Annotated in this window: 7 protein-coding genes; 1 reads left to right on the forward strand and 6 read right to left on the reverse strand. The window is 59.9% G+C overall.

Features of this window, described 5'->3' with window-relative positions:
* Positions 1 to 3: 3 nt before the first annotated feature.
* The 6 genes from ASB65_RS04050 to ASB65_RS04075 all read right to left on the reverse strand — a co-directional run bounded on the left by ASB65_RS04050 (position 4) and on the right by ASB65_RS04075 (position 10,863).
* Positions 4 to 1,014, reverse strand: a complete 1,011-nt coding sequence (locus ASB65_RS04050; RefSeq protein ID WP_060723100.1) for a 2-hydroxyacid dehydrogenase — start codon at positions 1,012 to 1,014, stop codon at positions 4 to 6.
* 60 nt (positions 1,015 to 1,074) lie between these two features.
* Positions 1,075 to 2,697: an ABC-F family ATP-binding cassette domain-containing protein gene (locus ASB65_RS04055; RefSeq protein WP_060723101.1), complete on the reverse strand. Its 1,623-nt coding sequence runs from the start codon at positions 2,695 to 2,697 to the stop codon at positions 1,075 to 1,077.
* Between the two features lie 141 nt (positions 2,698 to 2,838).
* Complete coding sequence (locus ASB65_RS04060) at positions 2,839 to 4,077, reverse strand: vWA domain-containing protein (RefSeq protein WP_003506025.1); 1,239 nt, start codon at positions 4,075 to 4,077, stop codon at positions 2,839 to 2,841.
* A gap of 169 nt (positions 4,078 to 4,246) precedes the next feature.
* A complete protein-coding gene (locus ASB65_RS04065; RefSeq protein ID WP_060723102.1) occupies positions 4,247 to 5,125 on the reverse strand; it encodes a transglutaminase family protein in 879 nt (292 codons plus the stop codon).
* 4 nt (positions 5,126 to 5,129) lie between these two features.
* The gene (locus ASB65_RS04070) at positions 5,130 to 7,535 is read right to left on the reverse strand and encodes a circularly permuted type 2 ATP-grasp protein (protein ID WP_060723103.1); all 2,406 of its coding nucleotides are present in this window, start codon (positions 7,533 to 7,535) and stop codon (positions 5,130 to 5,132) included.
* Position 7,536: 1 nt separating this feature from the next.
* On the reverse strand, positions 7,537 to 10,863 hold the full coding sequence (locus ASB65_RS04075) for a DUF2126 domain-containing protein (protein WP_060723104.1): 3,327 nt from the start codon (positions 10,861 to 10,863) through the stop codon (positions 7,537 to 7,539).
* 293 nt (positions 10,864 to 11,156) lie between these two features.
* On the opposite strand from ASB65_RS04075, the gene ASB65_RS04085 reads away from it, so the two are divergent.
* Positions 11,157 to 12,965, forward strand: a complete 1,809-nt coding sequence (locus ASB65_RS04085) for an ABC transporter ATP-binding protein/permease (RefSeq protein WP_003506033.1) — start codon at positions 11,157 to 11,159, stop codon at positions 12,963 to 12,965.

The raw sequence follows: 12,965 nt of genomic DNA on the forward strand, positions 1-12,965 counted from the left end.
ATACTAGGCTGGGCCGGCAAACTGTTCCGTGGAAACGGCATGCAACGCCCTGCCGGTTCTGAAAAAGCTCTCGATATTGCCGATCGTGGTGTCCGCGATGTTCGTGAGGGCTTCCTGCGTGAAGAAGCCCTGATGGCCGGTCACCAGGACATTGGGGAAGGTCAGCAATCGGGCGAAAACGTCATCGCGCAGCACGTCATTGGAAAGGTCCTCGAAAAAGAGATCGGCTTCTTCTTCATAGACATCGATGCCGAGGCTGCCGATCGTGCCGTCTTTCAGACCCGCAATCGCGGCCTGCGTGTTGATGATGGCGCCGCGGCTGGTATTGACGAGCATCACGCCCTTTTTTAGCAGCGGCAGTGTCTCCCTGCGAATGAGGTGACGGGTCTCCGGTGTGAGTGGGCACATCAGCGCCAGAATGTCCGATGTCTGGAACAGTTCCTCGCGCGTGACATATTCCATGCCCAGCGCCTCGCAATCGGGATTTGGCCGGAGATCGTGGCCGACGAGACGGCAGCCGAAACCGGCCACAATGCGCGCGAAAATCGCCCCAATCTTCCCCGTACCCACAATGCCGACGGTCTTGCCGTGAAGATCGAAGCCAAGCAGCCCATCAAGGGCGAAGTTTCCTTCACGGACACGGTTATAGGCGCGGTGAATCTTGCGGTTGAGCGACAGGATGAGCGCCATGGTGTGTTCGGCAACCGCATAGGGCGAATAGGCCGGGACGCGCGCAACGGTCAGGCCGAGCTTTTCGGCAGTGGCGAGGTCGACCTGATTGAAACCGGCGCAACGTAGAGCAATGAGCCGAACACCCATTTCCGCCAGCTTCTCAAGCACCGGTCGCGACAGGTCGTCATTCACGAAGGCGCAGATCGCCGTCGCTCCCTCCGCCAGCGCCACGGTCTCGGGAGACAGGCGTGCTTCGCAATATTGCATCCGCATGCCAGGGCGGGCGGCGGCGTCAAGGAACTGCCTGTCATAGGGTTTGGCGCTGTAGACCACGATCCGCATCTGTTTCTCCAGTCTCCAAACGAAAGCTGCCGTTACAGGGCGGTGGGTCCGGCAGGTGGCTTAGCTGCGAAGGCCCGGCGCTTCCTGTCCCGTGCTTTCGACATATTCGGTATAGCCGCCGCCATATTGGTGGATACCATCAGGCGTCAGTTCTAGCACCCTGTTCGAGAGCGCAGCCAGGAAATGGCGATCGTGCGAAACGAAGAGCATCGTGCCTTCATAACCCGACAGGGCCTTGATCAGCATTTCCTTGGTGTCGAGATCAAGGTGGTTCGTCGGCTCGTCCAGCACGAGGAAGTTCGGCGGATCGAACAGCATGGCGGCCATGACGAGACGGGCTTTTTCACCGCCGGAAAGAACACGGCAGCGTTTTTCCACGTCGTCGCCGGAAAAGCCGAAACAGCCAGCAAGGGCGCGCAACGGCGCTTGACCCGCCTTCGGAAAACGCTCCTCCAGCCATTCGAGAATGGTGCTGTCGCCATCCAGCACATCCATGGCATGCTGGGCGAAATAGCCAAGCTTGACGCTGGCGCCGAGGGTGACATTGCCGGAATCCGGTTCCGCCGTGCCGGTCACCAGTTTCAGCAGCGTCGACTTTCCAGCGCCGTTGACGCCCATGATGCACCAGCGCTCCTTGCGCCGCACCATGAAGTCCAGCCCACCATAGATCGTGCGGCTGCCATAGGCCTTGTTGACCTTCTTCAGCGCCACGACATCCTCGCCGGAGCGAGGCGCCGGCGCGAATTCGAAAGCAACTGTCTGACGCCGTTTTGGCGGCTCGACGCGGTCGATCTTCTCGAGTTTCTTCACACGGCTCTGCACCTGCGAAGCGTGAGAAGCGCGGGCCTTGAAGCGTTCGATGAACTTGATTTCCTTGGCGAGCATGGCCTGCTGGCGTTCGAACTGCGCCTGCTGCTGCTTTTCGTTCTGCGCGCGCTGCTGTTCGTAAAAGCCGTAATCACCGGAATAGGTGGTGAGGTTGCCGGCATCGATTTCGATGATCTTGGTGACGATGCGGTTCATGAATTCGCGGTCATGCGAGGTCATCAGCAGCGCGCCGTCATAATTCTTCAGGAAGTCCTCGAGCCAGATCAGGCTTTCAAGATCGAGATGGTTCGAGGGTTCGTCGAGCAGCATCACATCCGGGCGCATCAGAAGAATGCGGGCAAGCGCCACGCGCATCTTCCAGCCGCCGGAAAGCTTGGAAACATCGCCGTCCATCATCTCCTGGCTGAAGCTCAGCCCGTCCAGCACCTCGCGGGCGCGGCCTTCCAGTGCGTAGCCGTCCAGCTCCTCATAACGCGCCTGCACTTCGCCGTAGCGTTCGATGATGGCGTCCATCTCGTCCATCCGGTCGGGATCGGACATGGCTGCTTCCAATTCGCGAAGTTCGGCTGCCACTTCACTGACCGGGCCTGCGCCTTCCATGACTTCGGCGACGGCAGAGCGGCCGGACATTTCACCGACATCCTGATCGAAATAACCGACCGTCATGCCCTTCTCGACAACGACCTGGCCCTCATCGGGCTGCTCTTCACCCGTTATCATCCGGAACAGCGTGGTCTTTCCGGCGCCGTTCGGACCGACAAGACCGATCTTCTCGCCGCGATTGAGCGCGGCGGAGGCCTCGATGTAGAGAATGCGGTGACTGTTCGACTTGCTGATATTTTCGATGCGGATCATGACAGGGCCTGTGAATGGGAGCGGCCCTCCTATGCCACGGGCCGCCGCCGCTGTCACCTGCCGTGCGTGTCTTGCCAGCCATGCAGTCTGGCAACATCAGCCCCGAAGCAATATCGCCCCGGGGATTTCCTTGTGCGCTTGTCAGTTGGTCAGCGTGGCCATGCTGCCGGCTGCCTTGCGGGCGATTTCACCAAATGCGGTGACGATCTGCTCCATGTTTTCAGGGGCGTAATAATTGTCGATGCTGGATGCGCAATATTGCAGCAGCGACTTACCCTTGTCCGGCGCCATGAAAGCGACGCTGAAAATCTTGATCCCATCTTTCTTGGCAGTCTCGCAGGTGGTGCGTACCGACTGGTCGATGCTCGAATTCCACGCGGCGCTGTTTCCCGTCATTTCACCGTCGGTCATGAGAACGATATAGCGCTCGAAGGATTCACTCCCCTTCGTTTTATGTGCTTTCGCTTCATCCGGGTTGGCTTTTTTAAGGGCGTTATATGCGGCGTTCAGGCTGCTGCGGGCGTCGGTGCCGCCGGACGGAAATTCCGGGATTTGTTTGTCGACATAGCTGGCAACGCTGCTGGTGCCCCAGCTGATGGTCTGCGCGGCATAGGTCTCATGTGTATAGACCGACGCACCCGTGCGAACGAGCTCGGAACCGCCGTTGGCGGTATAGGTCGGATCGGCCTTGTTCAACGTCGCGACCAGAAACCCGACGGCGGTTTTGAGCGACGTGGCCTTGTTGACATAGCAGGGCGATGTCTTGCCCAGATTGGGATATTTATTCCAGTTGTCAGCCGTATAGTTCTGGCATGACGTTTTTTTCGTATCGATGGTATCCGTCTTGAATGACATCGAACCGGAACGGTCAAGTGCCAGATACATGGAGATCGGTGCGCCCTTGTTGACGGTGCTCTTTGCGGTACCGGTTACCGAAAGATCGAGTGTTTTGGCGCCAATGAACCCCAGCAGTGGGTTGAGCTGTACCCGGTGGTTGATCGTCGTCTCGACGGTGTAGGTCTTGCCGCGGGCATTTTCCGTCGTCGTGATAGCGGTTGGAGAGTTCTGCTCCAGTTCCTTTTTCTCTTCCACGGTCAGGTTCTTTTCCATCTGGGCCGCAATGAAGTTCTTGGCGATTGCCCTGATCTGCTCGTCCGTCAGGTCGCCCATTTTCAAACGGGCCTCGGTCGCCGCCGCAAGGGCTGCAGAATCCGCGGTATTCTGCAGATCGGCTTTCACCTGCATCACATTCGCCAACTCCATGCCGGCGCCGGCAAAACCCAGCAGGACCGGCAGCAGAATGGCCGTCATCATGCCGAAATTGCCGCTCTTATCGGCAAGGAAACGGCGCTTCAATTTGTGAGGTGCGGAGGCGGTCATAGTGGTGCTCACCGATTAGAATATTCGATTGAGCGCAGGAAACCCGCAAACGATGTAGAATCCGCTAACGTGATCGGTTCAATTTTACGCAGCGTTCAATTTGGTGCAGTTTTCAAAGTATTTTCAAGAATTGTTTCGCGCGATGGCCGCAATAATACACATCGTATCATTACTGGACGGGGATGACGTCGACGGCCTGTTTTATCTGCTGGTTGCCATAGCTCTTCAAGACGCCGATGACCGGGGCGACATCGGAATAATCCCGGCCATAACCGACGACGATGTGGTCGCTTCCCGCGACGATATCATTGGTGGGATCGAGCTCCAGATAACCGGCTGCCTCGCCGCACCAGATGCGAACCCAGGCATGCATGGCATCGGCGCCTTCCAGCCGTTCCTTGCCCGGTGGGGGAATGGTACGCAGGAAGCCGCTGACATATCCGGCGGGAATGCCGAGGCTGCGCAGCGCCATGATCATGATATGCGAAAAATCCTGACACACGCCGCGCTTCAGCTTGAAGGCTTCCGATGGCGTCGTATCCACCGTCGTCGCCTCGCCATCATAGGTGAAATCCCTGTGGATGCGTTTGCACAGAGAGCGCGCGATTTCGCGAATGGTCATTCCGGGTTTCAGCAACTCCCGGGCATAGGCGGATATCGCCGCGTCCATTCCAATCCTCGGGCTTGCGCCAATGAAATGGTGCGGCGACTGGGAATCGAGCGACCAGACATCGGCAAGCTCCTGCGGCAGGCGGTAAAGCTCCGGAGAGAAATCCGCCGTCAGCGCCGGTGCCTCCACCATCACGCGGGCCTGCATGCGGATGTCGAGTTTTTCATGCGGCGCGCGCAGATGCACCGAGGTCGCCGATTGATGAAAGAAATCATCGAAGGCGACACGTTCTTCCGGCGTCGGCGAAACATCGATGGAACCGGCGACAAGCCGCTGCCGGCCGGGAATGGAGAGCGGCAGAACGCGGATGATGTGGCGCGCGCCGTGGGCCGGTGTGTCGTAGGTGTAACCCATATGCAGGGAAAGGTCGTAGAGCATAGGATTATCCGAGATAGGTTCGGGCAAGAACATCGGAGAGATGTTCCATATCGGTTTCGAGCTGACGATAGATCGCGCCGTTCATGTTTTCAGGCGTCATGACCGCCAGCCCGGAATGCAGGCGCATCGCCTCGCGGTAGAAGGGCGACATCTGGCCATTGACGAAGGCGTTCGGAAGCTGCTCCACCTCGGTGCGGATCTCGTTCAGCTGGAACAGGATCGAACGGGGATTGAGCGGGTCGAGCGCCAGAAGATCGGTCACGGTCAGGCCGGCCGTGCTGACATTGTAGCGGCGGCGATGGGTCATGACGCTGTCACCGATTTCGAGCAGCATGTCATAGGAACCGTCAGGCGCATCCGGGCCGGTCATATGGCCGAGAAGACGTGTCATATGCAGGCCACGTTCGAGATAACGGCCGATCGACAGGAAACGCCAGCCGGTAAAGCGATACATGTTTTCGTGCACGAGACCGGCAAAGCCCGCAAGTTTGCGCAAGAGGATCGTCATGGCATGGGTGGCATCATCGCCGGGGGCCACTTTCGCGTGGAAGCGGCGGGCAGTCTTGGCAAGATCGTTCAGCGCCAGCCATCCGTCAGGCGAAAAGCGGTCGCGGATATTGCTGGCGGAATAAAGCGCGCTGTTGATGTTGTTCAACAGGCTTTCCGGCACGGCATCGTTCATCTCCACGTCCAGCGCTTCGAGATAATGCGTCACATGGGCGAGCAGCGGCTGGCGTGGATCAGCGGATTCGGCATAACGTCCATGCCAGGCGCGCAGGATGCGCAGGGCGCCTTCCGAGCGTTCGATATAACGGCCAAGCCAGAAGAGATTGTCGGCCGCACGGCTTGGCAGGCTTCCGGGCATGTTGCGGGTGAAGCTCTCCTCTGCGGGCAGAAGCGTGGTGCGTTCCACCGGCTTGTCGCTGACGATCCAGACAACCGCCGCGCCTCCGCCAGATTGCATGGCGATTGCGGAAACGTCGTCGCCGCTTCCAATCCGTGCGAAGCCACCCGGCATGATCTGCCAGCCATCCTGGGTGCGGGCGGCAAAAACGCGAAGGCTCATCGGGCGCGGCACGAGCTTGTTCTCGATATAGGCCGGGGTGGTTGAAAGCTTTACCACTTCCTGCCCGACCAGCCTGTGGCCGTCGGAGGCAAGCCAGTCGCTGATCGATTCCTTTGCCGTTTCCCGCAGCGAAGAGCCGAGCACGGATTGGCCGTTATCGTCAAAGAAAGGCATCCGCGAATAGGCCGGGCCGATGACCATACCTTCGATATTGCCGGCAACATGGCGGCGCTCGGCCTCCTGCCCGCACCACCAGGTGGCGATGGAGGGCAGCTTCAGTTCCTCGCCCAGAATGTGGCGGCAGATGCGCGGCATGAAGGCGAGCAGCGCCCGCGTTTCGAGAATGCCGCTGCCAAGTGCGTTGACGATGGTCAGCGCTTCATTGCGCAGCGCCTGCACCATGCCCGGCGTGCCGATATGGGATTGCTGGTTGAGTTCCAGCGGATCGGAATAGGAAGCGTCCAGACGCCGCCAGAGAACGCCGACGGGTTTGAGCCCCGCCACGGTTCTGACCATGACGCGGCCGTTGACGACGGTGAGGTCCTCGCCCTCCAGCAGCATGAAGCCGAGATAACGGGCGATATAGGCGTGTTCGAAATAGGTCTCGTTGGCGGGGCCGGGCGTCAGCACCGCGATGCGGTCGTCAGGGTGTTTCCGGTGCGCCTGCAGCGTATCGCGGAAAGCGCCGAAAAACGACGCCAGACGGTGCACATGGGTTTCCGCATAGATGTCGGACAGCGCACGGGTAGTGGCCACCCGGTTTTCGAGCGCGAAACCAGCGCCGGAGGGCGCCTGCGTCCGGTCGGCCAGCACCCACCAGTTTCCATCGGGCCCGCGGCCGATTTCAAACGAGCAGAAATGCAGATAATGGCCGCTTGCCGGTTTTACGCCGACCATGGGCCGCAGATATTCCGGATTGGAAGCGATCAGTGCCGGCGGCACGTAACCTTCCTTCACCAACCGGTTTTCGCCGTAGAAATCGGCGACCATGGCTTCCAGAAGATCGGCGCGTTGTTTCAGCCCTTCGGAAAGGACGGCCCATTCCCTGTCGTCGATCAGCACGGGAATATGGGAGATCGGCCAGTTTCTTTCGCTGCTGCCCTTGCCGTAATCGCGGTAGAACACGCCGGCATCGCGCAGATAACGGTCTGTGCGGGCAAAACGCTCGTGCAGTTCCCGTTCAGACATGCGCGACAGGGCATCGAGCAGGTTTTTCCAGACCGGCCTCACCTTGCCGTTGGTATCGAGCATTTCGTCAGCGACGCCCGGCAAGGGGGAATATTCAAGCCCGCGCGGTTGCGCGCTCGTTTCCGTTTTGCGTTCCGTTGCCGGGGCTTTGGACAATTTACACTCCGTAAGGCCGACGCAGATCGAGCGTCAGCGGAAATTCTGGCGACACGGTTTCCGCCTGTAGCGGATATTGCCCTGCCGTATGCCCCCATGGTTCGAAACGGGCGAGGCGGCGTGCCTCGGCCTCATTGCCGTTGACGGGAAAGGTCTCGTAATTGCGCCCGCCCGGATGAGCAACATGGTAGATGCATCCGCCGATCGATCGCCTCGACCATGTATCATAAATGTCAAAGGTCAAGGGTGAATTGACGGGCAGAACGGGATGCAGGCCGGAGGCGGGCTGCCATGCCTTGAAGCGGACGCCGGCCACCGCAACGCTGCGGTTTTCCGTCGGCGTCAGCGGAACGGCGCGGCCGTTGCACGCCACGGTGTAGCGGGCGGGATTGGAGGTCTCCAGCCGCACCTGCAGGCGCTCGACGGAGCTGTCGACAAAACGCACGGTGCCGCCAATGGCGCCCTGTTCGCCCATCACATGCCAGGGTTCCAGCGCCTGGCGCAGTTCCAGCTTCGCGCCCTCATATTCCACCTCGCCGAAGAAGGGGAAACGGAACTCCTGCTGGGCGGTGAACCATTCCGGTTTCACGTCGAAGCCGTTTTCCCTGAGATCGGCGAGCACATCCAGAAAATCCGCCCAGATATGATGCGGCAGCATGAAACGATCGGCGAGCGCTGTGCCCCAGCGCACGAATTTGCCGGCGACCGGGTTTTTCCAGAAGCGGGCAATGAGGGCACGCACCAGCAATTGCTGGGCAAGCGACATGCGTGCGTTCGGCGGCATTTCAAAGCCGCGGAATTCCACAAGGCCGAGGCGGCCGGTCGGCCCGTCAGGCGAAAACAGCTTGTCGATGCAGATTTCGGCGCGGTGAGTATTGCCCGTCACGTCTGTCAGCAGGTTGCGGAACAGGCGGTCGACCAGCCACGGCAGCGGCGGCACGCCCTCGCCGGGTGCGGGCACCTGCGCAATCGCGATTTCCAGCTCGTAGAGACTGTCATGGCGCGCCTCGTCGATGCGCGGCGCCTGGCTTGTCGGGCCGATGAACAGGCCGGAAAAGAGGTAGGAGAGCGACGGATGTCGCTGCCAGTGCAGGACGAGACTCTTCAGAAGGTCAGGACGGCGCAGGAAGGGGCTGTCATTGGGGTTCGCCCCACCCACGACCACATGGTTGCCACCGCCGGTGCCGGTGTGGCGGCCGTCGATCATGAACTTGTCGGCGCCGAGGCGCGACTGGCGCGCTTCTTCATAAACGGCGGTGGTGATATCGACACAGTCCTTCCAGCCCGCGGCGGGGTGGATGTTGACTTCGATGACACCGGGATCGGGCGCGACGCGGATGACATTGATACGCTCGTCATGGGGCGGCGCATAACCTTCGATATGGACGGGTAAGCCAAGATTGGCTGCTGCCGCTTCCGCAGCGGCGATCAGTTCCAGATAATCCTCGATGCGCTCGACGGGTGGCATGAAGACGCACAGCCGGCCATCGCGCGGCTCGACGGACAGGGCAGTGCGCACCGCGCCGCCGATTTCGCCGAGCGTCTGCTCTATGCGCTCCTGTCCCGCCCCCTCGCTCGCCTGGAAGGAAGCCTCAGGCATGGCGCGGCCCGATGGTGTCAGGACATCGGGAAGCGGACCTCTCGGGATCGAAGGGTCGGCCTCATGAATATAGGGATAGGCGGATGGCGGCACATGAGGCAGGGTGCCGAGCGGCAGGCGGTAACCCACCGGGCTATCACCGGGAACGAGGAATATTTTACCGCGTCGCGTTTTCCATTTTTCGCTGATCCAGCGCTTGCCGGCGGCGCGTGCATTCCACGCCTGAACGGGAAGAATATAGCCGGTCGGTGTCGTCAGTCCCCGCTCGAAGACGCGGGCAATGCGGTTTCGCTCTTCCGGGTCTTTCAGTCTGGAATTGGACGGGTCGACATTGTCGGGAAGGCTGCCTTCCTTGATGATCCATTCGGCCGGATCCTCATAGGCCGGCAGCACCAGCTCCGGCTCGATGCCGAGGTGGTTGGCTATGCCGTCCAGCAATTTCTGCGCATCCTCCGCCCTGACGCCTGTATTGGCGCCCTCTTCGGCGATCAGCGCCGGGTTCTGCCAGATCGGCAGGCCGTCCTTTCGCCAATAGAGCGAGAAGGTCCAGCGGGGCAGGCTTTCGCCCGGATACCATTTTCCCTGTCCGTAATGCAAAAAGCCGCCCGGTGCGAAACGCTCACGCAGGCGGCGGATCAGGGCGTCGGCCTTTTCACGCTTTGTCGGCCCGACCGCGCCGGTGTTCCACTCGTCGGATTCGAAATCGTCGATGGAAACAAAGGTCGGCTCGCCGCCCATCGTCAGCCGGACATCATGGCTATTCAGAACCTCGTCGACCTCCTGGCCGAGCGCATTGAGTTCCTCCCAGCTTTCATCCGAAAAAGGTTTGGTGATGCGCGGCGTTTCGGCAACCCGGCGGACCTGCATGTCGAAGGCGAATTCCGTGTTGGCATGGCCGTAATAGCCGCCGGAAATCGGTGCGGCATTGCGGTAATGCGGCGTTGCCGCCAGCGGAATATGGCTTTCGCCGGTCAGAAGACCTGAGGTGGGGTCGAGGCCGATCCAGCCTGCGCCGGGCATATAGACTTCCGCCCAGGCGTGAAGATCGGTGAAATCCACCTCGGTGCCGGATGGGCCGTCCAGCGCCTTGAGGTCTGGTGTCAGCTGGATGAGGTATCCCGACACGAAGCGGGAGGCGAGGCCAAGGTGCCTCAGAACCTGCACGAGCAGCCAGCTGGTATCGCGGCACGACCCCTTGCCGGAGGCAAGCGTTTCTTCCGGCGTCTGGACGCCGGGTTCCATGCGGATGACGTAGCCGATCTCCTGTTGCAGGCGGGCATTGAGGCCAACGACCATGTCCACAGTCGGTTGCCCCGGTGTGCGGTCGACGGTGGCCATGAAGGCGGCGAGCAGTGGGCCGGTCGGTTCCGGCTTCATGTAGATGGAGAGATCGTCACGCAATTCCTGCGGATAATCGAAGGGCCACTTTGTCGCTTCTTCCTCCACGAAGAAATCAAACGGATTGTAAACCGTCATATCGGCGACAAGATCGACCTCGATCTTAAACTCCGTGGCCGGTTCGGGAAAAACGAAACGGGCGAGGTAATTGCCGTAGGGGTCCTGCTGAAGGTTCACGAAGTGATTGGAGGGTGAAACCTTGAGCGAATGGCTGATGACGCGGGTTCTGGAGTGCGAGGCGGGCTTTAGTCTTATGATCTGTGGTCCAAGGCGAACCGGGTTGTCGTATTTATAATGCGTCAGATGATAAATGCTCGCTTTGATCGCCATTAATCTGCCTTGCCCGGTTTTTCCGGTTTATGCGGTTTGTCCGCCCCTCTGAAATTATTCGGATTTTGTGCAATGCAGGAAAAGAAAGCAAGGATCATTTCCGGGGGCAATCGCATTGTTGGTTGAGACCACGATGTTTGCCCGAACGAAGAATTGCCCGGGCTTTTCAATCACCGTCGCGGAGATTTCGCCGGGATTGTGGACAAGGTTAAACAGCATGTTATTGCTTGGCATCGCAAGGCGCAGAATCGCGACCCGCTTTCTTTGCCGACTGACGTTTCGGAATGGAATGAATGGCAACAACCGTGACCGACGATCAGCGCAAGAGCGCGGCTAATCTTTCGGGTTTCGATCTCGATTTTCCCGCCCAGCTGCGGATGATGGGGCGTGCCTTCTGGACATCGCCGGTGCGCACCCGGCTGATATTGCTGTCGATCGCGCTGCTCACGGTGATATTGCTCACCGCCTATGGGCAGATCAGGCTCAATGAATGGAATGCGCCGTTTTACAATGCCCTGGAACGGCGCGATCTTGATGCATTCATTCATCAGCTCGAGGTCTTCGCCATCATCGCGGGACTGCTGCTGCTGCTCAACGTCATCCAGACCTGGCTGAACCAGATGACGGCGCTGAACATGCGCGAAGGTCTTGCCAAGGATATGGTGGATCAATGGCTGAAACCGGGTCGCGCCGCCCGTCTTGCCGGTTTCGGCACGATCGCCATCAACCCCGACCAGCGCCTGCATGACGATGTCCGCAACCTTGCGGAAAGCAGTACGGCGCTTTCTATCGGTCTCGTGAACGCGACGATCCTGCTCGTCAGCTTTATCGGCGTCCTCTGGTCGCTCTCGGCCGGTTTTACCATCACCATCAGCGGTGATACCTATGCTATCCCCGGCTATATGGTCTGGGCGGCGATCTTTTATGCCGGTTCCGCCTCGCTTCTCAGCAATCTCGTCGGTTATCGGCTGGTCGGGCTGAATGCCGAACGTTATTCCAAAGAAGCGGAACTGCGTTTTTCATTGATGCGGGCGAGCGAAAATCTTGCCGCCATTGCCCTTGCGCGCGGTGAGAAGAACGAAAGGCGTCGGATCGGTATCGATATTGACGCGGTGCTCGGCGTCATCCGGGGCCTTGCCATGGCGCTGACGCATCTCACATGGGTCTCGGCAGGGTATGGCTGGCTGGCGGTGGTGGCGCCGATCCTGATCGCGGCGCCCGTTTATTTTTCCGGCAACCTCACCTTCGGTGGGCTGATGATGGCCGTCGGCGCCTTCAACCAGGTCAATACGGCGCTGCGCTGGTATATCGACAATTTCGGCCCTATCGCCAGCTGGAAGGCGACATTGCAGCGCGTTTCCGTCTTCCGGAATGCCCTTATCCAGATGGACAGCGTTGAACAGCACGGCCTGACGATTGATCTGCAACGCAGTGCGGAGAATGAGAGGGTCCGCCTGCAGTCGGTCACGATCTGCCGTGATGCGGGCGGACAGGATATGGAGCGTGGGTTCAGGTTGCGCGAGGCCGAGATCGAGGTCGGGCCGGGCGGACGGCTGATGATAAACGGCGAGCAGGGCGTGAACAGGCGGCTGCTGTTTGCGGCAATGGCGGGGCTCTGGCCCTGGGGGCAGGGCAGGATCGAGATGCCCGAACAATCCGACACGCTTTTCATCGCCCAGCACGGCTATCTGCCGTCGGGTTCACTGCGCGAAATCCTCGCCTATCCGCGCGCGCCGCACCGGTTTACGGATGCGGATTATCTCGCGGTGCTCACCGCATGCGGGCTTGGAGAAATGGCCTCGCGTCTCGATGAGAATATCCGTTGGGACAAGAAACTCGATTCGGATGAACAGGCCAGCATCCGTGTTGCCAATGCCCTGCTTTTGAAGCCGAAATTCCTCGTGATCGACGATTTGCTGGAAGGGCTGGAAAAACAGACGCAGGATACGCTGGCGGAGGTTTTGAACGGGATCGACGGCGCGGCGATCATCTATATCGGCCGGTCGGAAACATTCCTGTCGATCCTCACGCCTCAAGTGGCCCATCTCGACCACACCTTTCCGAAGGAAAATACTTCCAGGCCCGATAGTGCTCCGCAGTAA

This window comes from Agrobacterium tumefaciens str. B6, assembly GCF_001541315.1.
Taxonomy (GTDB): Bacteria; Pseudomonadota; Alphaproteobacteria; order Rhizobiales; family Rhizobiaceae; genus Agrobacterium; species Agrobacterium radiobacter.